Source organism: Nitratireductor sp. XY-223 (genome assembly GCF_004959855.1).
Classification (GTDB): Bacteria; Pseudomonadota; Alphaproteobacteria; order Rhizobiales; family Rhizobiaceae; genus Hoeflea_A.
Map to the genome: position 1 here is coordinate 437,258 of NZ_SPNT01000003.1, position 23,400 is coordinate 460,657.

A 23,400-nucleotide genomic window follows, 5' to 3' on the forward strand; every position below is an offset into this window, starting at 1 on the left:
TCGGCCGCGGCCCGGGCGGCAGGCCGCCCGGGCGTTTTGGCTGTCAGGCCGGGATCAGCCCCAGCACTTGTCCATGCCTTCTTTCGTATCGATGGAGGGCACGCCGTCGGCCGGCTGGTCGGTGACCAGCGAAACGCCCGTGTCGTAGAAGTCCTTGCCTGCGGTGTTCGCCGGCTTGGTGCCGTCCTTGGCCCAGGCGGCGATCGCCTCGATGCCGAGCGACGCCATGAGCAGCGGATACTGCTGGGAGGTCGCGCCGATGACGCCGTCGACGATGTTCTGAACGCCCGGGCATCCGCCGTCGACGGAAACGATCAGAACGTCATTCTCGCGACCGACGGCCTTCAGGGCCTCGTAGGCGCCCGCGGCGGCCGGTTCGTTGATCGTGTAGACGACGTTGATGAAGGGATCCTTCTGGAGGAGGTTTTCCATGGCCGTGCGGCCGCCTTCCTCGTTGCCCGCAGTTACGTCGTTGCCGACGATACGCGGATCGTCCTCATCGCCCCACTTGCCCGGGTCTTTCACGTCGATGCCGAAGCCCGTCAGGAAGCCCTGGTCGCGCAAAACGCCGACCGACGGCTGGCTGACAGCAAGGTCGAGCATGCCGATCTTGGCATTCTTGGCCTCGTCGCCAAGCGAGGCGGCCGCCCACTGGCCGATCAGTTCGCCGGCGCGGAAATTGTCCGTCGCGAATGTGGCGTCGGCCGCATCGATGGGCTCGAGCGGCGTGTCGAGCGCGATCACCAACAGGCCCGCGTCGCGCGCCTGGGTGACGGCCGGAACGATGCCCTTCGTGTCCGAAGCGGTCAGCAGGATACCCTTGGCGCCGTCGGCGATGCAGGTTTCGATTGCCGCAACCTGGCTTTCGGAATCGCCATCGATCCGGCCGGCGTAGGACTTGAGTTCGATGCCCAGTTCATTGGCCTTTGCGGTCGCGCCTTCCTTCATTTTCACGAAGAACGGGTTGGTATCCGTTTTGGTTATGAGGCAGGCGCCGATGGTCTCGGCCTGTGCCGTGCTGACCCCCGCGACACTGAGTGCAAGTGCGCCAAGGGCTGCAGAAATGAGTGAACGCTTCATGATGATCCTCCCGTTTCATCCATGTACGGCCGCCGGACGCCCGGGTTCGCGGGCGCTGCGACATCATTGACGCTGAGACCACCGGATGGTGGGCACTTTCGGATACGCATCCGCCGCGTCACAGTGGCTTACAAAGACCACATGGCCGGATCCGGCCACATGGTCCGTTTCGGTTGAAGCGGAACCGCGCCCGAGGTGTCCGGTAACGAACCCCGCAGGCGCGGGCGACCACCGCTTCATATGCAATCACACACCCAAAAAGCGTGCTTGTCAATAAATAAATCCACTTGATTTATTTATTTTCTGTGTCAAATTCGAACCGGTGCAAGAAATCGTATTCTTGCGCGGCTATCATGATGCGGGCGGGTTCATGAACACCCTGGAGGATGTCCTTGAATATACAGCCGGACAACGCGGCGCAGGATGACGGTCCCCGGATCAAGGATCCGAGCGGCGGATCGAACCAGACGCGTGTGCGGGCTCACAATGAGCGGCTGGTCATGTCCCTGGTGCGCCGCCACGGCAGCCTGGCCAAGGCTGAGATTGCGCGCCGGACGGGTCTTTCGCCGCAGACCGTTTCGGTCATCATGCGGGCGCTCGAAAAGGATTCGCTCCTCATACGGGGCGATCCGGTACGCGGCCGCGTCGGACAGCCCTCGATCCCCATGGCGCTCAACCCGGATGCCGTCTTTTCGGTCGGCCTGAAGATCGGCCGCCGCAGTGCCGATCTGGTGCTGATGGATTTCGTCGGCGGCGTGCGGCGCCAGTTGCGCGAGACATTCGCCTATCCGCTGCCTCAGCAGATCATGCAGTTTGCCGATGACGGCCTGAAACTGTTCCGCTCCGAACTCGACGAGGCGGCCCGCAGCCGCATTACCGGGATCGGTGTCGCTTCGCCCTTCGAGTTGTGGAACTGGCTCGACCAGGTCGGTGCGCCGTCGGAGGAAATGGATGCATGGCGCGGTTTCGACTTTACCGAGGCCTTCGCGCGCATCACCGATCTTCCGGTAATCGTGCAGAATGACGCGACCGCCGCCTGCGGCGCAGAACTCGTTTTCGGCCGCGGTCGCGAATTCGCCGATTTCGCCTATTTCTTCGTCGGCTCCTTCATCGGCGGCGGCCTGGTATTGAACCACTCGGTCTTCACGGGCCGGACCGGCAATGCCGGCGCATTCGGCCCGATACCGGTGCCGGGGCCGGACGGCAATCCGCGACAACTGCTCAACCAGGCATCCATCTTTGTGCTCGAAAACCGTCTCAAGGAGGCGGGGCTCGATCCGTCCCCGCTGTGGCTCAACCCGGACAACTGGCCGGATTTCGGCGATCTTCTATCGGAATGGATCGTCGAGACCGCCCGCAATATTGCCATCGCCTCGCTGGCGATCGCGGCAATCATCGACACGGAAGCCGTGCTGATCGACGGTGGTTTTCCGAGGAACGTCCGCCGGCGGCTGGTGAATGCGGTGAAATCCGAGTTCGAAAAGCTCGACCGCCAGGGTATCGAGGAGCCGCGCATCGTCGAGGCCGAGGTTGGCGCCGAGGCCCGCGGGATCGGCGGAGCAAGCCTGCCCATTTTCAGCCGCTTCATGATCGACCAGAACGTCCTGATCAAGGAGCCGGTCTGACGGCCGAACGGGCGGCGCACAAAAAGGGCCGGCAGCGAGCCGGCCCCTTTTGACGGAAGTTTGTCCCTTGGCGGTGGAACCTAGCTTTTCTGTTCCGGCTGGATCGGCTGCACCGGCTTGAGCTGCTTCGGTGCCGATGCACGGTCGCCGCCCTTCCTGTGCTTGCGGTGTTCGGAACGCTTGCCGTGATGTTTGCCGCGTTTGGAGTCCGCCTTGGTGACGACGCCGTCGCCGTTGCGGTCGTGCCGCTTGACGAAATCGATGTTTCCGGCGGTGTATTCCTCGAGCGTGATGCTGAGGTCGCCATTCGTGTCGTAGCGCTGGAAGCCGCGGACGATGCGGTCATTGTTCATGTCCTGCCAGACGGTGGCGAACTCCTCCAGCGAGACCGACTGGTTGTTGTCGGCGTCGGCATTGCCGAACAGCGCCGTGCGGATCTGGTCGAATTCGGCGCGGGTGATCTTGCCGTCCTTGTCGGCATCGAAGCGCTCCATCAACCGATCGGCGCCGCGGCCGCCGTGGCGCGGTCCGCTGCGCTTTGCCATCTTGCCGTGGCCGCGCTGTTTGGATCCGGCCTTGTCCTTGTCGGCGCCGGCCCGCTCGCCGCGCGCCGGGCGGGTCAACTCGCCATTGCCGTCGCGGTCGAGGCGGTTGAACATGCGGTCGGACACGGTGTTGAATTCTTCGGCCGTTACAGCGCCGTCGCCGTCGCGGTCGAGCCGCTGGAAGGCGCGCACCATCGGATTGCGGGAGTTCTCGACCCACGCGGCGCGGAAGTCGTCGAGGGTGATCACGCCGTCCTCACCGGCATAGTTGTTGAAACGCTCGACAATCACCGCCTCGACCTCTTCCTGGGTGATAACGCCGTCCTTGTTGACATCGTAGCGCTCGAATGCGCGTTTCATGCCGCGGTCACCGCGTTTTGCGCGCTGGCCTTGCTTCCCGGCATGGGCCATCCGCTTTTCGGCGACCGGCTTGCTGCCGCTCGAGACCGACTGGGCCAGCGCCGGCAAGACACTGGCTCCAAGGAATGTCGTGGCCAGCAGGGATACGGCGATTTTCTTGGTTCTGCTCATCGCTCCTGTCCTTTCGGTTTTTTGCTGCGATGACAGGAAGCTAGTTCGCACTTGTCGCAAAACTACGGTTGAAAGCGCACGAATGTGTCGCCAACTGTCACCAGGGTCCGGCCTGATACAAATTGATACAATTTCAATTTCCGCAATGGACAATGAGCCGCTAACTCTTTGATTATCGGAGCATCGGTTCCGCCTTATCCGGGTCCCTCGCAATGAACGAAACCAGTGCGCATATTCTTGTTGTCGACGATCATCGCGATATTCGCGAGACGCTTGCCCGCTATCTCGTCAAGAACGGACTGCGGGCGAGCGTCGCCGATGGCGCAGCGCAGGCGCGCAAGATCCTGGCCGCATCGTCCATCGATCTGGTCGTGCTGGATGTCATGATGCCCGGCGAGGACGGGCTGTCGCTATGCCGCCATCTCGTGGAGAAGGGCGGAGCGCCCGTCATCCTTCTGACCGCGATGGCCGAGGACACCGACCGCGTCGTCGGTCTGGAGATCGGCGCGGACGACTATGTGACAAAACCGTTCAATCCACGCGAATTGCTCGCGCGCATCCGCGCCGTGTTGCGGCGAACGTCGCTGGTCCCGAAAGAACGCGATCCTGTTTCCAGCGAGCGCCTTGCCTTCGACCGTTGGGTGCTGGACCTGTCCCAGCGCCATCTCGTCGGGCCGGACGATGTGATCGTGCCGCTCTCGACGGGTGAATTCCAGCTGCTGGTGGCCTTCCTGAAGCGACCCAGGATGGTGCTGTCGCGCGACCAGCTTCTCGACCTGACAACCGGCCGAACGCCCAATGTCTTCGACCGCTCCATTGACAACCAGGTCAGCCGGCTGCGCCGCAAGATCGAACCGGATCCGAAGAAGCCGGAGCTGATCAAGACGGTTTGGGGCGGCGGATACACGTTCACGGCGCAGGTCAAGGATCCGGACGCATGAACTGGAAGCGCCTAAGCCTGCTGCCGCGCAGCCTTGGCGGGCAGCTCATCGGGCTGATCCTCATCGCCGTCGTGGTGTCGCAGGTCTTTACCCTTTGGCTGTTCACCGACGAGCGGCGCGGCGCATTGCTCGAGCTTGCCGGCGGCCGCGTCGTCTCACGCACCGCGGCGCTTGTCGATCTGCTCGACGACACACCGAGCGAACTGCACGAACAGATCCGCAGGGCGGCATCCAGCCCGGTCTCCTACTACTGGATTTCAGATCGCCCGGCGCTGTCAAAGAGCGGAACGAGCCGCACCGATCTGCGGATCCGCCGGGCCATAGCGGAGGAAATCGGAGAAGAGCGTGCCGTGCGCACGCAGGTGGGACGCAACATCGAGGTGCCGCGCTACCGCCATGTGCGCCAGCGCGCCGATCGCTCCAAGCAGAAAGCGGCCACGCGGCTCGTGCCGCTGGTGGTCGCCATGTCGGTCCAGCTGGACAATGGCCGCTGGCTCAACATGGCCGCCAGCCTCGACATGCAGCGCAGTTCTTTGGCGCGCCTCTTCGTGTCGATCGCCCTGATGGCCGTTGCCGTGATCGTGATCGTCGGCTTCACGGTTCGCCGCCTGACGCGACCGTTGAGCAATCTGGCGGAGGCCGCGGACCAGCTTGGGCGCGGCGCCGAGGGGCTCAGCGTGGAGGAAGCCGGACCGCAGGAGGTCAGGAGCGCCATCCATGCCTTCAACGTCATGCAGGAGCGGCTGACACGTTACGTCCAGGACAGGACACGCATGCTGGCGGCGATCAGCCACGACCTGCGCACCCCGATCACCTCGCTGCGCATCCGCGCTGAGTTCATCGAGGATGAGGAAAACCGCAACCGCATCATCCTGACGCTCGACGAGATGCAGCGCATGGTGGAGGCGACCCTGGCCTTCGCGCGTGACGAGGCGCGGCGCGAGGAGCAGAGTCGTGTCGATCTCGGCGAGTTCCTCGACGCGATCGTGACCGACTACCAGGACATGGACCAGCCGGTGCGGCTGGAGGCCGGGCCGGGCGAGGGCGCGGCCAGGATCGTCATTGCCTGCCGGCCCATCGCCATGAAACGGGCTCTGCGCAATCTGATCGACAACGCGGTCCGCTACGGCAACGAGGCCGCCATCGGTTATACGGCCGACGACGGGTTCGTATCGATCACCATCTCCGACAATGGCCCCGGCATTCCCGACGGGCAGCTGGACGAGGTGTTCGAGCCGTTCCTGCGGCTCGAGGATTCGCGCAGCGAGGAGACCGGCGGCATCGGCCTGGGGCTGGCCATCGCCCGATCCAACATCCACGCCCACGGCGGCACGCTCAAGCTTGAAAACCGGGATGAAGGCGGACTGAGAGCAACGGTGACGCTGCCGCGCGAGGCCGGGTGAGCGGCGGTTGCCCGGGTGACAGGCATTCCTCGACCGGCGCCGCGATCACCCGATGTTGCAAAATGCAGCGGCTTCAAATCGGCAGAACCTGGCCGTGCCCAATGGTTACCGGCATCAATCGACTGTAAAAATGCTCTTGCTCCGTCATGCGGGGTTGGACTACGTGCGGCGTTGGATTAGGGGTACATCTGATATTACCGGTCAATCCGGGCCCGGGGCTCTGGACTGGCCACATTGCCCGTTGACGACTGGAGTGCACGATTTTGTGCGGAATTCTCGGAGTAGTAGGTTCCCTCCCATCCAAACAGGTTGGCAAGGCTGAAATTACCACGGCGCGTGACCTGATGCTCCCGCGGGGCCCGGACGCGGACGGTCTGTCGGAGTACCCCGATGGAAACGGCGGCAACTGCTATCTGGCTCACCGCCGCCTTTCGATTCAGGATCTGACGGCCAGCGGCAATCAGCCGATGCAATCGGCCGATGGCCGATACGCGATTGTTTACAACGGCGAGGTCTACAATACCCTGCAATTGCGCGAGCAACTGGAACAAAAGGGGGTCCGCTTCCGCTCGCGTTCCGATACCGAAGTGATCCTGGAAGGCTATGCGGTCTGGGGCGAAGCCGTTATCGAAAAACTCAACGGCATGTTCGCGATCGCGATTTGGGATCGGGTTGAACATCGCATGTTCCTTGCCCGCGACCGGGTGGGCATCAAGCCCCTTTATGTCTCGGTCTCGGAACAGCACATCGCTTTTGCCTCGGACGTTCGTGCGCTGCGGTCCCTGGGACTTTGCGAAGCCGTTGATCCGCAGTCCCTTTCCCTTTATCTGGCGCTCGGCTACGTGCCGGCACCACGATCGATTTGGGTCGGAATTCAAAAGCTTGAGGCTGGCAGCTTCATGCACTGGCGTGCCGGTGCGACGCCGCACCAACACAGCTACTGGAGCGCTCCCGATGACACGGACTACGAAGGCAGCGCGGAAACACTCGAGAATTTGGTCGATACCGTGGTGGAAGAGCAACTGCTCTCGGATGTTCCGGTAGGACTGTTCTTGTCCGGCGGTCTCGATTCGAGTTTGGTCGCATCATCGGTAGCGGCGCTCCGGGAAAGGGCGACGGAAATAACGACCATGGCCGTCGGTTTTCCGGGCAACAGCCAGTGGGACGAAGCGCCAATAGCCAAGCGCACAGCGGCACAGTTGGGGTTTCGCCTGAACCGGCTGGAGATGACGGGAGACACGCAGTCATCGGTTGATGCGGCGGTCGCAGCCATGGATGAGCCGATCGCATACAACGCCATCGTCACCCAAGCCGGGATATCGCGACTGGCCGCCGACGCGGGCTTCAAGGTCGTGCTCACTGGAGACGGCGGCGACGAGGTATTTGGCGGCTATAGATGGCATTACCCGGCCCAGGGAACTGCGGCGGGTTTGCATCGGCCGAAGCGGAGGTTCGTGCTCAGCTTGAAGGAGCGTGCCAGGCAGATTAGTGCCGAACTGGCCCGCGAGTTTCACGCCAAATCGCCTTACTTTGCGTATATGCGGCGGGTGTTTGCGGCGCTTCGGTCGGACGAAATAGTTGCACTGGTCCCTAATATGAGCCAGGCACACGTTGAGGAGCTTCTAGTTGGCGCGCTGGCCCGCTACGACGCGCCCCGGTTGCCGGAAAAACGTCGATTGCAGCGTATCGATCTTTACACATTCTGCCAGGACAGCGTGCTCCCCAAGGTGGACCGCACGGGCATGGCCTTCGGGGTCGAGGCCCGACCGCCGTTGCTCGATCATCGGATTGTTGATTGGGGATTGTCACGTCCGATAACCGATCTTGACGACAGTTTTCCGAAGAACGCGGTTCGCCGCATTCTTCAGAAGCGGGGACTTGATTTCCTGCTGCAGGAACCGAAGCGTGGGTTCAGCTTGCGCAACCCCTCGATCTCCGGTCGGCAGATGAGGGAACTTGTAAGTCAAAACTCAGCCGGACTCGGGATAAGTCGACGTTGGCATCGCACGGTTCATCGCCGATCAGAGTCCTATCCTCTCAAGCTGGAGACTTTGTACTGGCTGTCGCGGTGGTACCAGGCGCATGGAGTGGGTTCCGCATGAGTTCGATGATCAGTGCCGACAAGATAAAAAAAGAGACATCGGCCCTTTATGCACTGGACGACCTGCGCATCGTTTCGCGCCCCCTGCTGGATACAGGCAAGTTCACACTGTGTGCGGTTCTTCGCAACGAACTCTATTTTCTACCTGCGTTTCTCAGCCACTATCGCAAGCTTGGGATTGAGCGTTTCATCTTTCTCGACGATCATTCCGACGACGGCACCCGGGAACTGCTGCTTGAGCAACCAGATGTCATGGTGCTGGAAAGCGGCCATCGTTATGGCGACCAGGTCGACCTTCCCGAACCTCTTGGTGCAAGAATCGCGAACCGCCGGATTCTTTACATCTGGAGGGCTCTGCTTCTGGACAAGTTTTGCAAGAACCAGTGGGCGCTGCAGGTCGACCTCGACGAGTTCGTTCACTTGCCCGATACTGCAAGATTTCAGGATCTGGTTCCCAGACTGGACGACGAAGGAGCGTTGTCGGTCTGGGGGGTAATGCTGGATATGTATCCGAGGGACCTGGCCGATCTTGCGGCAGAAAAAGACAGCGATACATTGAACCCGGATGCGGATTGGTATTTTGACGGCCAGCGACACCTACAACTGAATTCAAACACTACACCCCGGACGCTCTATCCCGGGGCACGTGCTCGTCTGTTTCAGAACTTCGGTATATCGAAGCACTATCACGAATACGGTTTTGGGACGGAGCACAGCTATTTGACCCGCTTGAGAAAAACCCGTTTCGGGACGAAGGTCCTCAGCTACAATTGCATCCACAAACCGATATTGACGAAGTGGCAGGATGGCAGTCTGTTCCTGAATTCGCACGAAACGACATTGCCGACGTCGCGCCGCGTTCTCCTTCCGATGCAGCATTTCCGCTTCACGGGATCGCTCTACAGCAGGGTCGAAAGGGCCTTGAGGGAGAGATCGTACAGCGGACAGTCCCGTGACTACGTTTTCCTTTCAATGCTGCTTGAAAAGATGGGTGAGGGCGGCCATTCATTCCTCTACCGACATTCCCGCCGGTTCGAGGGGTTCAAGGATTTTGAAGCGACTCGGAATACGAAAGGTTTTTGACAAGGACAGACGAGCAACTATGGCCGTTCAACCGCATCGATAAGCGCAAGTTTAACTTAGCAATTCAGAATTTGGAAATGTCAGGAAATCTGGTGGAGGGCACCCGATTGAACGGGGAAACCTGCAAGGACAACGGCACCGGTCAAAGTTTCTCAAACGAGCTTGCCGCTGTCGCCTGCAGTCTTTTGGTTTTCACAGTGGTCAACCGGTCCGTAAGCGTAATTCGCTCGGACTGGGGGTGGCCGTATATCATTATGTTTGCTGGCTTTGTCCTGGCCTGTCTCGTTTTCAGGGGGCCGCGAACAAGTCAGGTCTCGCTGCCGACCAGCATTATACTGCGGCTTATAGCCTTGCTTTTGGGGGCCTACGCCCTGTTGTCGGGCATTACCTATCCGGCCGGCGTTTCGACCCACACGGACAGCCTTTTGTTTGCAACGAACATCGTGATGCTCGTCGGGGCGATCGGAGCAGTCGCGGTATTCTGGTACCCGGCTTTCGTCCTCCTGCCGTGCGCTGCGGTTCTTGCGCAGAAGATGCTTGCGTCGCAGTTGTTCGGTATTTCGATCTCTCGCACAGATTATATTCCGGTTGTCGAGATGGGGTTATTCCTCGGGATCAGCCTGTGCGTGCTCGCGCCATCGAGATCGTACTTGCCGTTCAGGCTCGGCCGGATGATTGCGGCCGCAGATATCAAGGTAACCACCACACTGCTATTCCTGGTTGCGGTTGGTGCTCATTTCGCCAACTACTTCTACTCCGGACTTGAAAAACTCGCCTTGGGTGGAGGTCCGTTTCTGTGGGTGACGACGAACCCGACGGAAGTCCTGAGCCTCGTTTCGTGGCACAGCGGGTTCCTTCCCACAGGACATTTGGCCGGCGTGTCGCTGATCAGCATTGAGGCCGCCGGATTTCTGAGGCCGTTCATCAATGTGTCGATCCTTCTGGCGCAGCTGGGATCCGTGGTTTTCATCCTGCGCCGCAGGAGCATGATACTTGCCACCCTGTTTTACGACCTTACGCATGTCGTCATCTATCTGGTAAGCGGCATCTTCTTCTGGAAGTGGATCCTGCTGAATCTCGGCCTGGTTGCCGCAATGCGCAAATTACCGCGATGGGTCGAAACGCCCAGACCGATGTTGTTGGCTGCGACAATGGTACTGTTGGCGCCAATCGCATTTCAGATCGCCCGCCTAGGATGGTACGACACGCCCGCGCTGACGCGTTCCGATCTCTACGCGGTTACCAAGGACGGGCGGGAACTCCAGGTTCCATCGAACTACTTCGGTACCGTTTCGGTAACGGCCGCGCAGCACAGGCTGGGACGAATCGCCGAAGGACATTACCCAACCATAACGTGGGGATCGACGCAGTCGGGAAAGGTGTTTCTTGACGCGCTCGATGATTGTTCGTTCGGCTCCGATGAACCGGTTCAGTTTGGTTCCGATCCTGACCGGGTGATCCGAATCGTTCAACTGACGCATGCATATGCGCTGCAGCGGGCTGCGTCCGATGGACACTACCGTTACGACCGGTTTCCCCACCATATCTGGTCCAATCCGTGGCTTTTTGATGAATTTGCCGCGCTTGCACCTGATGAGATATCGCACTACCTATACCGCACCGTTTCCGGCTGCGTTCGACCGGGTCCGGAAGGACCGGTAATGGAAGTGCAGTTTCGTGATGAGATTGAAATTCCGGTTGCCACAGCGTTCGAACTGAGCAGATCGAAAGACAGGTCTGAATGAGCCACTTGCAGATTGTCTATGACGGTGAATGTCCGTTCTGCTCCAGATACGTCACAATGTCGCGATTGAGGGATTCGGTCGGGGCGGTGGAACTTATCGACGCCCGTTCCTCTCACCCACTGATTGAAGAACTGAAGCAACTCGGGTTCGATCTAAACATGGGCATGGTCGCCCGCTACAACAGTGTCGACTACTTTGGAGCCGACTGTCTCCACCTGTTGTCAATGCTTTCCAGTCGTGTCGGCTGGTTGAACCGTATCGCAAGCGGGGCGTTTGCAAACAAGAGCATTGCGAGGCTGAGCTATCCGATTTTGCGCACCGGACGAAATTTGACATTGGCAGCCATGGGGCGGGCGCGGATCACCTAGGCGGGAGTCCCCTTCACTCCACCGCAGAGCGACAACCGGTTGCCGATGAAAAGGGTTCAATGCCGCATTCGGTGTTCATGTCAATCAACGAATGGGACTGTCCGACGCCTTGTTGTCAATCGAAGGTATTTGGACTTCAGGTATGCCATCCCCCGGGGTTTTTCCCGCTGCTTGACTGAGTCGATTTTCTTGCGTCGTTCAGGTCTGACCAGGCTGGCAAGTCCTTCGGTGTGGCCGTCGCCGTAAAGCAACATGTCCTGAGCGCATATTGCCGGATACAACTGGTAGATGCGCAGCTTGTCCGATATGCCCATTTCCGGATTGAACAAGGTTTCATCGGTCGGTTCCGAGTAGTTCTCGGTCAGGGTATAGAGTCGGCTCGCGGTCTCCCTCCGGATGAAATAGCCGGCCGAGCCGGCATGATTTGTGTAGAGACGTGCAGCACGCCACCGGCGTCCCACTTTGCGAGACATCCAGGACGTTCTAATTTTCTGGAACGCGGTCTCTGCCTTGACGATATCCGCATCCTGCGGAATCCAATCCTCGGAAACAAAGAGCTCCGCGCAGCTGGAGTCGAGGTGAATGTCATCCTCGGCGACGAACACCCAGCCGTCTTCAGATTCCGCAATATGTTTCCACAGCGATCGCTGGCTCATGAAAACGCCGATTTGAGGCCGTGTGCGTTGATGATATCCACTCATGAAAGAGAGATGGCGATCGATCTCGTCCTGTGGCAGTTCATTGCCGTCGATCCCCTTGTGTCGATGGACGGTCACACCGACCGATCTGAATTGGTCCGAGACATGTCGCATTCGCTGGGGGCTGCGATCCAAATTGATAACGTATACTTTCACAAAAACATTCCGTGGCGGGGTTTCGGTGAGGCTGCATGAGGCCTGCCGCGTTTCGGTGTCTAATACGAAGCAGGGTAAAGGCGTCGATGCTATCACCTGAAACACAGGTTGCAATTTGCCGATATTCGAATATGAAGCGGGTTTTAATGCATGGCAGCTGCTGCCCTCGATAAGCCTGCTTGTAACGTTTCAGTTGGCCGGGTCAACATTCGAAGTCAATCACGGCCGACAATAATATTGTAGAACACCGGCTGTGGTGCCCACATTGAAATGCTATCTCATCAACCTCGACAGGTCGCCCGATCGGCGCAGATCGTTTCTTGAAGCGGCTTCGCGCATGAATCTGGATGTCCAGCGCATCGCGGCAGTGGACGGAGTGACCATCGGCGAGGATGAAAGGGACCAACTAAAGGCGCGCAGTTCGGGAACGTATCCGATCGGGTACGGCGAGATGGGTTGCTATTTAAGTCACCGGAAGGCGTGGTCCGAAATCGCGCGTGCCGGCAACGATTGGGCCTTCGTGGCGGAAGACGACATACGATTTTCGCCGTCGGCGGAACTTTTTTTTGAGAGCGCAAAATGGTGTCCTGCGGACGCCGATATCATCAAGGCCGAAACGCATAATCAAAAGACGGAGGTCAGTTATAATCCTGTGGCCGAAGCGTTCGGCCATGGCATTCGTTTGCTGCTGTCCAATCACAGGGGAAGCGCCGGCTATTTTGTGAGTGGATCAGCGGCACAAAGACTGTTGAAATTGACCGACGACATATGCGATCCGCTGGATGAGGTGCTGTTCAATCCAGAACTGGGCGTGGCCGCAAAGCTGAGGATATATCAACTCGACCCGGCGATCTGCATTCAGGATTTTCTGCTGGCGAAGGCCGCGGGTGGGCAAGGATTCGAAAGCACGATAGAAGACGACCGCTCGCGTCTCGTCGAGGTGCGAAAGCGACGAAAACCAAGAGGCTTAGCAAAGGTCAAACGCGAACTTTTGAGGATTGTCCGAAAAATGCGCCTTTTGGGGCAAACGGCAACGGGCAGACTGAGGTTCAAGGTTATTCCATTTCTGCAAAATTGATGAACACCGGATCCATTCCGATATAAGCATGCTGGACTCCAGGATCCTGATAAGGCACTGTTATGAAAGATCTAATTGGACTGGCGAAGCGTGTATACCATATAAAGAACGCGCTCAACACCAAGGTGCAGGACGAGGGTTCGCTGTACCGAGATCGATTCGTGACCGCGTTCACACGCAACCCGGACAATCCGTTCATTGTCAGTTTCCCCAGGACCGGCAGTCACTGGTTGCGGCTGCTGATGGAGCTGTATTTTGAACGCCCGTCTCTGGTCCGGACATTCTATTATCCCGAACGTTCCGATTTTCTTGCTCGCCATGTGCACGATGTGGACCTCGATATCGAGCGCAAGAACGTGATCTATCTCTTTCGCGAGCCGGTGGCCACCGTGTTCTCACAGATGTCGTATCACGGCGACGAGGTTGATGACCGCGCACGGATCATGCACTGGTCGGACCTTTATGCCCATCATCTGGATAAGTGGCTGATCAGCGAGACATTCACAAAACGCAAGACGTTATTGTGCTACGACCGGCTGCGCAGCGATATGGAGTCCGAGTTTTCCAGGCTTTGTGCCCATTTCGGAGAGGCACTGGATACGGAAAGGTTGCAACGGGCCGTTCAGGCGGCATCGAAAGGCGAGGTCAAAAGCCTGACGAAGCATGACAACCGGGTCGTCTCGGACCGACCGGATTATCGCGACGCGCGCAAGCGCTTCAAGGAAAAACACGCCGAGATCGTCTGGGCGGCAATGGACCGGCAAAACACCGAACTCGAGCCTCTTTTCGGCGTTGAACCGGGCGGCAAGATGTAGCGCGGCACCGCAAATCAGATGAAGGGTCCTTTTGATATCGGTTACAAACCGGCGGATGCACTGAACTATCGATTTCATGTGCGGTGGACCGCATGATCATTACGCACATCTTTGGCGGGCTGGGCAACCAGATGTTCCAGTATGCCTGCGGCCGGGCGCTGGCGCTCCGGACCGGCACTGATCTGGTCCTCGACACGCGCGACTTCTTCGCCGGGCCGGGGCAGCAACCCGGCCTGCACCATCTGAATGTCGTGTCACTTGATGGAGAGAATCTGAAACTGCCGCCGCGCCGCAAGCAGAGGCTGCGCTACTTTCTGTGGCGGTCGCTCAAGCGCCCGCCGAAGCTGGTGCGGCAACAGGGGGATGCCTTCGATCCGCAGATAACCGGTCTGACAGGAAGTGTCTGGCTGCACGGCTACTGGCAGTCCGAGCGCTATTTTGCCGATTTTGCGGGGAACATCCGTAGAGAGCTTTCGGTGAAGACTCCGCCTGACGACAGGAACGCGGACGTCCTGGCTGAAATCGCCGCTTCTCCGGCCGTTTCGCTGCATGTAAGGCGCGGAGATTATATCAGCAATCCGAAGGCGCTTGCGGTGCACGGCACCTGTTCGCTGGAATACTACGCACGGGCGGCGGAACTGATTGCCGAAAGAGCGGATATCGACCCCGTGATCTACGTGTTTTCCGACGAACCCGAATGGGCGCTGGACAATCTTAAGCTGCCTTTCAGGACGCAGGTGATGGATCACAATGACGGCAGCCGCAACTACGAGGACCTTCGCCTGATGGCGGCGTGCAAACACCACATTATCGCCAACAGCTCGTTTTCGTGGTGGGGCGCGTGGCTCAACGGATCGAGCGAGAAGATTGTTGTGGCACCGGCGAAATGGTTTGCGGATCCGGAAAAGAGCAATCCCGATATCATCCCGCACGACTGGACGTGCGTCGACGCCTAGCGTCTTTACGGAATTCTAGACTGTCGGCGCGTAGAGGCGTTCGTCCGAGCCGGACGCGTTGCCGTAGTAGGGCACGCGCGTTAGAAAGGACTGACCGCTTCGAACGCGCTTGTATTGCGCCGATCGACTGGCAATCTGCTTGAAGGGCCGCCTGATCTCGCGCAGCAGTTTGCGGGCCTTGAGTGGCAATTCCGGTGTCGGTATCCAATCTGTCCGTGTGATCTCGGACAGGGCGTCGACATGATTGTCGACCATGCTCTTGTACACGGTCTCCTGGAGAACGGGGGCCGGGCAGACCTGGTATATTTTGAGCGCCTTGCACGATGGTTCCTGAAAGTCGAACAGGGCACTGTCGAGTGTCGTCCGCAACATCTGTTCGTTGCCCAGCAGGAAGTTCGCCGCCTTTTGGGTAAGAATATAGGCGCCGGCTCCGTGGTGGAGCGCAAGCAATTCATGGATTTCGTGGCGGTTCGTGACCTTTGTTTTCTCGCAGCTGATTTCCGTGCGCCAGAACGTCGTCTCCAGCCGCACGACATCGGCGTCACCCGGAATCCAGTCCGGAGAGGAAAGGAGGCCGCTCAGTCCAGATGACAGATATGCGTCATCTTCAAAGAACGCGGCATGCGCATCGCCGGAATCGGCGAAAGTGCGCCACGCTTTCAGGTGGCTCAGAAAGCAGCCGACTTCACCGTAGTTCCAGCGACGGTTGCGGCGCTTTGACAAAAACCTTTCGACGGCCGAGGAGTCAAGCAGCCGGCCATCGATGGCAGGTACACGCTTAAAGGGAACATTGATGCGATCGAACCTGCTTTTCATGCGGGCCAAGCGGTCCGAGCTGCGTTCCAGATTGATCAGATAGGTATCCACGGAACTCCGGAAATCCTGCGGTTTCGGTTCGATTCATCTCCTGACGCTTGCTTTATAAGACAGATGATCACGCAAGCACAGAGGCTAGTCGGGCGTGAGCAAAAAATGTTCTTTTCGAACACGCTAAGGTTTTATCGCGTTCACCGCGGGCGCCAACCGCTGGTTGGCTTGAACAAAATGCGCGGTGCGTCAGTCCCGGGACGCGATATTGTCCGGCTCCACACTGTCCCAAGCTGCGTAAAGCGTTGAATGCAGCAGCGGAATGCGATCGCCGAACCGCACCACCACGAGGTCGCGTTGCGGCATCATATAGGCGGTCTGACCGCTGCGCCCGATCATATAGGTAAACGGGCCCTGCAGCCGCTCGCCCGGCCGGTCGAGCAGATTGTGGAAAACCTGCGTGCCGTAATGGCCGTGCAGACGTTGCTGCTCGCTCACCGCTTGACCGAAGTAGCGTCGCCAAAGACGGGGTGGCAGGAATCGATCGCCCGGCGCGCCGTTGCGGGAAAGATAGACCGCGACCCGCACCCAGTCGCGCGCCGTCGCGAACAGGCAGCAATAGGCCGATACCGGCTTGTCGCGGCCGGCAAGGCGCCAGAGGGCGTCGCCGGCACCGCTCGGCCGCCAGATCTTTTCCGCAAGGATCTCTTCGAGCGGTCGGTTGTAGACCGCCGATACCAGCTTTCCGAGAATTGCGGTGTTCACGTTCTGATAGTCGAATTGGCCGATGCGGTCGGTATCGGACCGCAGGCCGGGGGCCAGTGCGCCGAGACCCAGCATGTGCAATCGCGCGATCGGACTGAACGGATTGAAGGTGCCGGCATCGACCGGTTTTGTTTCGAGGCCGGACATGGCTTTGACACCGCCGTTTTCGAAAACCACACCGCTGCGCATGGTCAGGAACTGCTCAACGGTAACCCGGCGGAAATCCGTATCGCCGATATCATCCAGATAGTCGCCGAGCGGATCGGAAAGATCGGCAATGTAGCCCTCGGCATGCGCGCGCAACACCAGTGCGCCGACCAAGGACTTGACCATTGAAAAGGAATTGAAACGCGTCTGGGGCCCGGCATCAGACGCGTAGTGTTCCGCCCTCAACATGCCGCCCTGCCAGACCAGCATCGCCGTGCCGCCGTTCTGGTTGAACAGGGCCTGCGCTCTTGCGCTGATCCGAAGCGAAGCCGCGGATGGCATGGGCGGCGGCTCGTATGAACTGCCGACGGCCGTATAGGAACCCGGCGCCGGCCACCGTTGCGTCGGATAGCCCTCATAAAGAAGCCGGGGCAGATAGGGGGCCGACAGGTAAATGAGGAGCGCAATGGCAATGACGGCGAGCGGGGCCGGAACAAGCATCCAGCCGACAATTGACCGCCTTATTTTGCTTCTTTTTCCGTGTTCAGGCACGCGCACCGCAGCTCCGTCCGCTTCAGCAAATCCACTCACGCTGTTCATCGCACGCCATCGGGTCAAAAAAACGGCGCTGATCCTGAACGGAAGCGCCGCTTGGTTTGTGCGTGTGTTATCAGGCGATTGTCCGAAAGGCTTGAATCTGTTTAGCAATTGCCCGTGGTGTTGCCGTTCGGCTACTTTTCCACAAAAGCCTTTTCAATGAGGTAGCTGCCGAGTTGCGCGCGGGTGCCCTCAGTAAAGCCGCGGCTTTCGAAGAAGCTCCGCGTGTCGTCCAGCATCTGCGGTCCGCCGCAGAGGATCACGCGGTCGTTTTCCTTGTCGATCGGCGGCAGGCCGATATCTTCGAACAGCTTGCCGCTTTCCATGAGTTCGGTAATGCGGCCATTGTTGCGGAACGGCTCGCGCGTCACGGTCGGATAGTAGATCAGCTGATCGCTCACCATGTCGCCGAGATACTCGTGACCGGGAAGCTGGCGCGTAATGTAGTCCTGGTAAGCGAGATCCTTGATGAAGCGGACGCCGTGCACCAGCACGATTTTCTCGAAGGAATCGTAGACGGCGGGGTCCTTAATGAGGCTGAGGAATGGGGCAAGGCCCGTTCCCGTGCCCAGCAGGTACAGGTTCTTTCCGGGCAACAGATGATCCGTGACCAGTGTTCCAGTCGGCTTGGTGCCGATCAAAACCGACTCGCCTTCCTTCAGGTGCTGCAGCCGCGAGGTCAGCGGGCCGTCAGGAACCTTGATGCTGAAGAACTCAAGGGTTTCCTCGTGATTGGCGCTGGCCATGGAATAGGCCCGCATCAGCGGCCGGCCTTCCACCTGCAGCCCGACCATGGTGAATTCACCGTTGCGGAACCGGAAGCCCGCATCACGGGTGGTCTTGAAACTGAAAAGCGTGTCGTTCCAGTGGTGAACCGACAGCACGGTTTCTTCGTTAAAGCCCTTCATAAATGCTCCATCCGAACTTGCGGGCGATACATGCGGAAGCGGAAACTATCAGGCGTGCCTTTGAATGAAAGCGTCAAAAGTTCCAAAATTGCCGCTTTTTGGAGATTGCGATTCTATGCCGCAGGGCAGGTGGTGGTGCGCCGCAGCAATCAAAGCGAATGACGATCGCTCGCTTTGCCGCCCCGGACCGCCTTGACAAAGCACGGTCATCTTGTTCTTCTTTTCGTCATTCACCAGGGGAGTCCCGGCAAGGGGCTGAGATACTGCTGGCGCAAGCGGCGCAGTGACCCGTAGAACCTGATCCAGTTCATACTGGCGTAGGGATGGTGCAGGCGTTGCGGGACCAATTCGGTCTGCGATCAAGGGCAGCGCAAATCCCATTCCTGTTTCGGTCAATTCTGGATCCGCGTCGGTCAGGACGATGGAGGTTGAATTGCTTGGAGTCTTTCCGGTCTTGCAGTCGGTTGCTGCCAACGTGTTGTCGGACGCTGGAGGCGGGCGATGAAGGTGCTGGTCATGGGCGCCGGGGTCGCCGGGCTTGCCGCGGCCTGGGAACTGCGCAGGCGTGGCGCGCACGTGACGGTTGTCGACCGGCAGGACAGGGTCGGCGGCACGGCCTCATGGTTCGCCGGGGGCATGCTGGCGCCCTGGTGTGAGCGCGAGAGCGCTGATGAAAAGGTGACCGAAATTGGAGCGGCGGCCACCGATTGGTGGGCGGACATCCTGCCCGATCGTGTCGAAAGAAACGGAACGCTTGTCGTTGCCCCGGCACGTGACGGTTCCGAGCTTGACCGCTTTGCCCGCCGGACCGCCGGTCACAGGACGGTAGACGAAACCGAACTGGGCGAGCTGGAACCCGTGCTGTCCGGCCGCTTTCGCCGTGGCCTGTTCTTCGAGGCGGAAGCGCACCTGGATCCGCGTGCGGCCATGCGGTCTTTGCAAATGCTGCTGGCGCGCAGCGGCTGTATCTTCCGCCTTGGCGAGGACGTGGCAGAAACCGACAGCTTTGACGCTGTGGTCGACTGCACCGGCATGGCCAGTCCGGTGGACGGATTGCGCGGCGTACGCGGGGAGATGCTGTTGCTGCGAACCTCTGGTATCCGCCTGTCGCGGCCCATCCGACTGCTGCACCCGCGGATTCCGGTCTACGTCGTCCCGCGTGGCGAGGGCCTTTTCATGGTCGGCGCCACGATGATCGAAAGCGCCGCCGACAGTAGCGCGAGCGCACGATCAGTCATGGAACTGCTCAACGCGGCCTACGCGTTGCACCCGGCGTTCGGCGATGCGGAGATCGTCGAGATCGGTGTCGGTGTGCGCCCCGCATTTGCCGACAACTTTCCGCGTGTGTCACGCCATGGCGATACGATCAGCCTTAACGGCCTTTACCGCCATGGATTTCTGCTGGCGCCGGCTCTGGCCGCCGATGCCGCTGCCATGGCGATGGGGATCAGGGAGGCGGCACATGGCTGAACTCACCCTGGTCGTCAACGGTCGGAGAGCCGCCGTTTCTTCGCGCAGCCTGGGCGCCTTGCTTTCGGAGCTCTCCTACGAGGGCGAGTGGTTGGCCACAGCGGTCAATGGCGTTGTCGTGCATCGCGACGACCGGGCCACACATGTGCTGTGCGAGGGCGACCGCATTGAAATCCTGTCGCCGATGCAAGGAGGCTGAGATGCTCGAGATTTACGGGGCAAAACTTCCGTCGCGGTTGATTCTTGGAACCGCGCAATATCCTTCGCCAGACACAATTGGCGAAGCCGTTCGGGCCGGAGGCGCGTCTGCTGTAACCGTATCGCTGAGGCGCGAGAGCGCACAGGATGCTGCAGCGACCGGCCCGGGCGGGAAGTTCTGGTCGATTGTCCGGTCGCTGGGGGTGCCGGTGTTGCCGAACACGGCCGGTTGCCACACCGCGCGCGAGGCAATCACGACGGCGCAAATGGCGCGCGAGGTCTTCGACACGAACTGGATCAAGCTGGAAGTTATCGGCAATCACGACACGCTGCAGCCGGACGTGTTTGAGCTTGTCGAGGCAGCGCGCATCCTGTGCGACGAGGGTTTCGAGGTGTTCCCGTACACCACTGATGATCTCGTCGTCGCCGAGCGGCTGCTCGAGGCCGGCTGCGGTATTCTGATGCCCTGGTGCGCGCCGATCGGCTCCGCGCGGGGGCCGGTGAATCTCGATGCGCTGCGTTCGCTGCGCAGCCATTTTCCCGATGTGCCCCTGATCGTCGACGCCGGCATCGGGCGCCCGTCCCATGCGGCGACCGTCATGGAACTCGGCTATGATGCGGTGCTGTTGAATACCGCCGTCGCGCGTGCGGGCGCCCCGGTCTATATGGCCCGCGCCTTTTCGGCCGCGATCAAGGCCGGAAGGACGGCCTGGCACGCGGGCCTGCTCGAGCCCCGCGACATTGCCGTTCCCTCGACACCGGTAATCGGAATGGCGACGTTCACGTGACACTCGATCCATTCTATCTGATCGTCGACAGCGCCGCCTGGATACGCCGTCTCGTGCCGATTGGCGTGCGCCTCGTGCAGTTGCGCATGAAGGGTCGGGACGAGGCGGCCATGCGACAGGAGATCAGCGTCGCGAAAGCGATCTGTGACGCCCATGGCTGCCAGCTTGTCCTTAATGATTACTGGGAACTCGCGATCAAGGAGGATTGCGACTTCGTGCACCTGGGTCAGGAGGATCTGGCCGCGGCCGATCTTCGCGCCATCAGGGCCGCCGGTATCCGCCTCGGCGTCAGCACCCACGATGATGCCGAGCTTGTGACCGCGCTGGAAGCGGAGCCGGATTACGTCGCGCTCGGTCCGGTCTATGAAACACGGCTGAAGAAGATGCGCTGGGCGCCGCAGGGCCTCGACCGCATCGCCGATTGGAAGGCGCGGATAGTGCCGCTGCCGCTCGTCGCCATCGGCGGGCTCAATCCGGAGCGGCTTTCGGGCGTTTTCGCGTCGGGCGCCGACAGTGCGGCCGTTGTCACCGATATTACGCTGAACGAAGATCCGGAGGCGCGCACGCTGGAGTGGATCGAAGCAACCCGCCGGCTGAGCTCCGGCAGGCGCGTGTCACCGGTCGCCCAGTAGCGCGGTGTACCGCTGCGCCCCGATATTGGAGCCGCAGGCGAGCACACAGACATTCTTTCCGGCGAGATCCACCTTTAGCGGCCCGGTGGCGGCAGCGAGTGCCGCGGCGCATGCCGGTTCGGCCACCAGTTTCAACGCATCGCGCATGGTTGCCATGGCGTTGAGCATGGCACTGTCTTCGATACGGACAAGTCGGCTGACGTTGCGCCGGGCGACCGCGTAGGAGAAGGGCAGGGCGGCCGGCGATCCGAGACTGTCGGCAATCGTATCCACCTTGCCTATGCGTACCGCTTCGCCCTGCTCGAAACTGCGGGACATGCTGTCCGCGCCGAAAGGCTCGACGCCGATGATCTCGCATTCGGGCCTTGCCTGCCGGATCGCCGCTGCGACCCCGCCGATGAGGCCGCCGCCGCCCACCGCGACGACCATGCAGTCGATGTCTGGAAGATCCGCGACGATTTCCGCCCCCAAGGTCGCTGCACCGAGCGTCATATGAGCCCCCTCGAAGGGATGCATGATCGTCATTCCCTCGGCTTCCGCTGTTCCGTTCATCTCATCGAAAGCGGCGGCGATGTCGTCCACAAGCCGCACATCCGCGCCCGCTTCACGGCAGCCTTCGATGTGCAGCGGATCGGTTGCCTTCGGCATAACGAGGGTGGCGCAGACATTCTGCCGCGCGGCGGCCCATGAAACGGCGAGCGCGTGATTGCCGCCACTCGCCGCGATGACCCCGGCGTCCCTTTCCGCTGAGCTCAGCCGGTCGATGCCCAGAAGGTTGCCACGCGCCTTGAATGAGCCGGCATGCTGGAACAGCTCCAGTTTCATGGAAACGGATCGCGCATCGCCGAACCGCCCAGCGAACGCATCCTGTTTCAGCGCCAGCATCGGCGTTCGGATGATCTTGCCTTCGATTGCGTCTCGGGCGCTGCGAATCTGGTCAGGCGTCGGGAAGGTCTCTTGCATGGGCAGTCAAGGAAGCGCGATGGGAAACAGGATCGGCAAAGCTACAGCACGTTCGCCAGGGCCGCGCAATGAAATTCAGGCGATTGACCGCAGCTCATCGATACAGGTGTCAAGGAAAAGGCGTGACAGGCGCGACATGTTGCGCCGTCCCGAATGGACAGCCTGCAGGCTTATTTCCTGAAACCGCCATTCGGGAAGCACCTGGACAAGCGCGCCTGTTGCAAGGGACGCCGAGCACAAAATCGACGGCAACTCCGCTATGCCGCGACCGACAAGCGCCGCCTTCTCGACGGCCGCGTAGTCATTGACGCAAAGGGTAGGGCGGATTTCGACTGTTTCGGTCCTGTCGCCCTTGTGAAGGGTCCAGCGCTGACCGGCCCCGGGCGTGAAACCGAATGTGACGAACCGGTGCGACGCCAGATCGGCAAGCGACTTGGGCGCGCCGCATTCCGCCAAGTAGTCCGGATTTGCCACCATGACGTGGCGGTAACGGACAAGCTTGCGGGCGACGAGGCTGCTGTCGCGCAACAGGCCGACCCGGAAGGACAGGTCGATACCGTCCTCGACCAGATCGACGATGCGCTCCGCGACCAGAACGGCGACGGTCGCCTGCGGGTAGCGCCGCTGGAAGCGATCGATGATCGGCACGAAGACCGTGTCCGCGAGGTTGGGCGGCAACGAAATACGCAGAAGACCGGTGACCTCGTCCTGCTTGTCGAGTAAGGCAAGGTCCGCGGCTTCGAATTCCTCCAGGCCCCTACGGCAATGCTCCAGGTAGACCGCGCCGAGATAGGTCAGGCGCAGACTGCGTGTCGAACGCTCCAGCAGTTTGGCACCGAGGCTGTTTTCGAGATCCGAGACCTTCCGGCTGACCGTCGAGAGCGGCATCGACAGGTTGCGGGCCGCCGCCGAGAAACTGCCGGACTGGGCCACCTGGACAAACACCGCGACCGCATTGAGATCATGCATCAATTATTCCACCACATAGATAGTGCCTCTC

Annotated in this window: 23 protein-coding genes and 1 riboswitch; of the genes, 14 read left to right on the forward strand and 9 right to left on the reverse strand. The window is 60.2% G+C overall.

Features of this window, described 5'->3' with window-relative positions:
• Window positions 1-54: 54 nt before the first annotated feature.
• Window positions 55-1,080 (reverse strand): sugar ABC transporter substrate-binding protein, encoded by a 1,026-nt coding sequence (locus E4M07_RS13635; protein WP_136658892.1) that lies wholly within the window; start codon window positions 1,078-1,080, stop codon window positions 55-57.
• A gap of 392 nt (window positions 1,081-1,472) precedes the next feature.
• Between E4M07_RS13635 and E4M07_RS13640 the strand changes: the two genes are divergently transcribed.
• Window positions 1,473-2,705: an ROK family transcriptional regulator gene (locus tag E4M07_RS13640; RefSeq protein WP_246660448.1), complete on the forward strand. Its 1,233-nt coding sequence runs from the start codon at window positions 1,473-1,475 to the stop codon at window positions 2,703-2,705.
• An 80-nt stretch (window positions 2,706-2,785) separates the two neighbouring features.
• Here E4M07_RS13640 and E4M07_RS13645 read toward each other — a convergent pair whose 3' ends face one another.
• Complete coding sequence (locus E4M07_RS13645; RefSeq protein WP_136658894.1) at window positions 2,786-3,781, reverse strand: EF-hand domain-containing protein; 996 nt, start codon at window positions 3,779-3,781, stop codon at window positions 2,786-2,788.
• A 212-nt stretch (window positions 3,782-3,993) separates the two neighbouring features.
• Here E4M07_RS13645 and E4M07_RS13650 point away from each other — a divergent pair, with 212 nt between their 5' ends.
• The 6 genes from E4M07_RS13650 to E4M07_RS13675 all read left to right on the forward strand — a co-directional run bounded on the left by E4M07_RS13650 (window position 3,994) and on the right by E4M07_RS13675 (window position 11,422).
• Window positions 3,994-4,722 carry a response regulator gene (locus E4M07_RS13650; protein WP_136658895.1) on the forward strand — a complete coding sequence of 243 codons (729 nt, stop codon included), beginning with the start codon at window positions 3,994-3,996 and terminating at the stop codon, window positions 4,720-4,722.
• Complete coding sequence (locus tag E4M07_RS13655) at window positions 4,719-6,125, forward strand: ATP-binding protein (RefSeq protein WP_136658896.1); 1,407 nt, start codon at window positions 4,719-4,721, stop codon at window positions 6,123-6,125. The genes E4M07_RS13650 and E4M07_RS13655 overlap by 4 nt, the downstream gene beginning before the upstream one ends.
• Window positions 6,126-6,388: 263 nt before the next feature.
• A complete protein-coding gene (asnB, locus tag E4M07_RS13660; RefSeq protein ID WP_169054214.1) occupies window positions 6,389-8,227 on the forward strand; it encodes an asparagine synthase (glutamine-hydrolyzing) in 1,839 nt (612 codons plus the stop codon).
• Window positions 8,224-9,309 (forward strand): glycosyltransferase family 2 protein, encoded by a 1,086-nt coding sequence (locus tag E4M07_RS13665; RefSeq protein ID WP_136658898.1) that lies wholly within the window; start codon window positions 8,224-8,226, stop codon window positions 9,307-9,309. The genes asnB and E4M07_RS13665 overlap by 4 nt, the downstream gene beginning before the upstream one ends.
• A complete protein-coding gene (locus tag E4M07_RS13670) occupies window positions 9,306-11,054 on the forward strand; it encodes a hypothetical protein (protein ID WP_136658899.1) in 1,749 nt (582 codons plus the stop codon). The genes E4M07_RS13665 and E4M07_RS13670 overlap by 4 nt, the downstream gene beginning before the upstream one ends.
• Window positions 11,051-11,422 (forward strand): DCC1-like thiol-disulfide oxidoreductase family protein, encoded by a 372-nt coding sequence (locus E4M07_RS13675; protein ID WP_136658900.1) that lies wholly within the window; start codon window positions 11,051-11,053, stop codon window positions 11,420-11,422. Before E4M07_RS13670 ends, E4M07_RS13675 begins: the two co-directional genes overlap by 4 nt.
• An 80-nt stretch (window positions 11,423-11,502) precedes the next feature.
• Here E4M07_RS13675 and E4M07_RS13680 read toward each other — a convergent pair whose 3' ends face one another.
• Complete coding sequence (locus E4M07_RS13680; RefSeq protein WP_246660468.1) at window positions 11,503-12,234, reverse strand: glycosyltransferase family 25 protein; 732 nt, start codon at window positions 12,232-12,234, stop codon at window positions 11,503-11,505.
• Between the two features lie 307 nt (window positions 12,235-12,541).
• On the opposite strand from E4M07_RS13680, the gene E4M07_RS13685 reads away from it, so the two are divergent.
• From E4M07_RS13685 to E4M07_RS13695, 3 genes are all read left to right on the forward strand, one after another.
• Window positions 12,542-13,354 carry a glycosyltransferase family 25 protein gene (locus E4M07_RS13685; RefSeq protein ID WP_169054215.1) on the forward strand — a complete coding sequence of 271 codons (813 nt, stop codon included), beginning with the start codon at window positions 12,542-12,544 and terminating at the stop codon, window positions 13,352-13,354.
• 62 nt (window positions 13,355-13,416) lie between these two features.
• Entirely contained in the window at window positions 13,417-14,169 is a 753-nt protein-coding gene (locus tag E4M07_RS13690; protein ID WP_136658903.1) for a sulfotransferase domain-containing protein, read from the forward strand.
• A 92-nt stretch (window positions 14,170-14,261) separates the two neighbouring features.
• Window positions 14,262-15,125: an alpha-1,2-fucosyltransferase gene (locus E4M07_RS13695; RefSeq protein WP_136658904.1), complete on the forward strand. Its 864-nt coding sequence runs from the start codon at window positions 14,262-14,264 to the stop codon at window positions 15,123-15,125.
• A 15-nt stretch (window positions 15,126-15,140) separates the two neighbouring features.
• Here E4M07_RS13695 and E4M07_RS13700 read toward each other — a convergent pair whose 3' ends face one another.
• The 4 genes from E4M07_RS13700 to E4M07_RS13715 form a co-directional block, all read right to left on the reverse strand.
• Window positions 15,141-15,992: a glycosyltransferase family 25 protein gene (locus E4M07_RS13700; RefSeq protein ID WP_136658905.1), complete on the reverse strand. Its 852-nt coding sequence runs from the start codon at window positions 15,990-15,992 to the stop codon at window positions 15,141-15,143.
• Between the two features lie 189 nt (window positions 15,993-16,181).
• Complete coding sequence (locus E4M07_RS13705; protein WP_169054216.1) at window positions 16,182-17,345, reverse strand: serine hydrolase; 1,164 nt, start codon at window positions 17,343-17,345, stop codon at window positions 16,182-16,184.
• Window positions 17,346-17,575: 230 nt separating this feature from the next.
• Window positions 17,576-18,349, reverse strand: coding sequence for a ferredoxin--NADP reductase (locus tag E4M07_RS13710; protein ID WP_136658907.1), 774 nt, complete (start codon window positions 18,347-18,349; stop codon window positions 17,576-17,578).
• A 48-nt stretch (window positions 18,350-18,397) separates the two neighbouring features.
• The gene (locus tag E4M07_RS13715; protein ID WP_136658908.1) at window positions 18,398-18,583 is read right to left on the reverse strand and encodes a hypothetical protein; all 186 of its coding nucleotides are present in this window, start codon (window positions 18,581-18,583) and stop codon (window positions 18,398-18,400) included.
• Window positions 18,575-18,691: riboswitch (TPP riboswitch) on the forward strand. Its footprint overlaps the gene before it by 9 nt.
• Before the next feature lie 159 nt (window positions 18,692-18,850).
• Between E4M07_RS13715 and thiO the strand changes: the two genes are divergently transcribed.
• The 4 genes from thiO to E4M07_RS13735 are packed head-to-tail and all read left to right on the forward strand — an operon-like array spanning window position 18,851 to window position 21,437.
• Window positions 18,851-19,819 (forward strand): glycine oxidase ThiO, encoded by a 969-nt coding sequence (gene thiO / locus E4M07_RS13720; RefSeq protein WP_136658909.1) that lies wholly within the window; start codon window positions 18,851-18,853, stop codon window positions 19,817-19,819.
• Window positions 19,812-20,018, forward strand: a complete 207-nt coding sequence (gene thiS, locus E4M07_RS13725; RefSeq protein ID WP_136658910.1) for a sulfur carrier protein ThiS — start codon at window positions 19,812-19,814, stop codon at window positions 20,016-20,018. The genes thiO and thiS overlap by 8 nt, the downstream gene beginning before the upstream one ends.
• Before the next feature lies 1 nt (window position 20,019).
• A complete protein-coding gene (locus E4M07_RS13730; RefSeq protein WP_136658911.1) occupies window positions 20,020-20,805 on the forward strand; it encodes a thiazole synthase in 786 nt (261 codons plus the stop codon).
• On the forward strand, window positions 20,802-21,437 hold the full coding sequence (locus E4M07_RS13735) for a thiamine phosphate synthase (protein WP_136658912.1): 636 nt from the start codon (window positions 20,802-20,804) through the stop codon (window positions 21,435-21,437). The genes E4M07_RS13730 and E4M07_RS13735 overlap by 4 nt, the downstream gene beginning before the upstream one ends.
• On the opposite strand, the gene E4M07_RS13740 is transcribed toward E4M07_RS13735, so the two are convergent.
• Together E4M07_RS13740 and E4M07_RS13745 are read right to left on the reverse strand one after the other, a co-directional pair.
• A complete protein-coding gene (locus E4M07_RS13740; RefSeq protein WP_136658913.1) occupies window positions 21,420-22,400 on the reverse strand; it encodes a pyridoxal-phosphate dependent enzyme in 981 nt (326 codons plus the stop codon). The genes E4M07_RS13735 and E4M07_RS13740 overlap by 18 nt on opposite strands.
• A 75-nt stretch (window positions 22,401-22,475) precedes the next feature.
• On the reverse strand, window positions 22,476-23,369 hold the full coding sequence (locus E4M07_RS13745) for a LysR family transcriptional regulator (protein ID WP_136658914.1): 894 nt from the start codon (window positions 23,367-23,369) through the stop codon (window positions 22,476-22,478).
• Between the last annotated feature and the right edge of the window lie 31 nt (window positions 23,370-23,400).

Excerpts from the sequence above, each read along its gene's own strand:
- E4M07_RS13635 (WP_136658892.1), bottom strand. The coding sequence starts at position 1,080 with ATGAAGCGTTCACTCATTTCTGCAGCCCTTGGCGCACTTGCACTCAGT.
- E4M07_RS13645 (WP_136658894.1), bottom strand. The coding sequence starts at position 3,781 with ATGAGCAGAACCAAGAAAATCGCCGTATCCCTGCTGGCCACGACATTC.
- E4M07_RS13650 (WP_136658895.1), top strand. The coding sequence starts at position 3,994 with ATGAACGAAACCAGTGCGCATATTCTTGTTGTCGACGATCATCGCGAT.
- E4M07_RS13655 (WP_136658896.1), top strand. The coding sequence starts at position 4,719 with ATGAACTGGAAGCGCCTAAGCCTGCTGCCGCGCAGCCTTGGCGGGCAG.
- E4M07_RS13665 (WP_136658898.1), top strand. The coding sequence starts at position 8,224 with ATGAGTTCGATGATCAGTGCCGACAAGATAAAAAAAGAGACATCGGCC.
- E4M07_RS13675 (WP_136658900.1), top strand. The coding sequence starts at position 11,051 with ATGAGCCACTTGCAGATTGTCTATGACGGTGAATGTCCGTTCTGCTCC.
- E4M07_RS13680 (WP_246660468.1), bottom strand. The coding sequence starts at position 12,234 with ATGCGACATGTCTCGGACCAATTCAGATCGGTCGGTGTGACCGTCCAT.
- E4M07_RS13690 (WP_136658903.1), top strand. The coding sequence starts at position 13,417 with ATGAAAGATCTAATTGGACTGGCGAAGCGTGTATACCATATAAAGAAC.
- E4M07_RS13695 (WP_136658904.1), top strand. The coding sequence starts at position 14,262 with ATGATCATTACGCACATCTTTGGCGGGCTGGGCAACCAGATGTTCCAG.
- E4M07_RS13705 (WP_169054216.1), bottom strand. The coding sequence starts at position 17,345 with ATGCTTGTTCCGGCCCCGCTCGCCGTCATTGCCATTGCGCTCCTCATT.
- E4M07_RS13710 (WP_136658907.1), bottom strand. The coding sequence starts at position 18,349 with ATGAAGGGCTTTAACGAAGAAACCGTGCTGTCGGTTCACCACTGGAAC.
- thiO (WP_136658909.1), top strand. The coding sequence starts at position 18,851 with ATGAAGGTGCTGGTCATGGGCGCCGGGGTCGCCGGGCTTGCCGCGGCC.
- thiS (WP_136658910.1), top strand. The coding sequence starts at position 19,812 with ATGGCTGAACTCACCCTGGTCGTCAACGGTCGGAGAGCCGCCGTTTCT.
- E4M07_RS13730 (WP_136658911.1), top strand. The coding sequence starts at position 20,020 with ATGCTCGAGATTTACGGGGCAAAACTTCCGTCGCGGTTGATTCTTGGA.
- E4M07_RS13740 (WP_136658913.1), bottom strand. The coding sequence starts at position 22,400 with ATGCAAGAGACCTTCCCGACGCCTGACCAGATTCGCAGCGCCCGAGAC.
- E4M07_RS13745 (WP_136658914.1), bottom strand. The coding sequence starts at position 23,369 with ATGCATGATCTCAATGCGGTCGCGGTGTTTGTCCAGGTGGCCCAGTCC.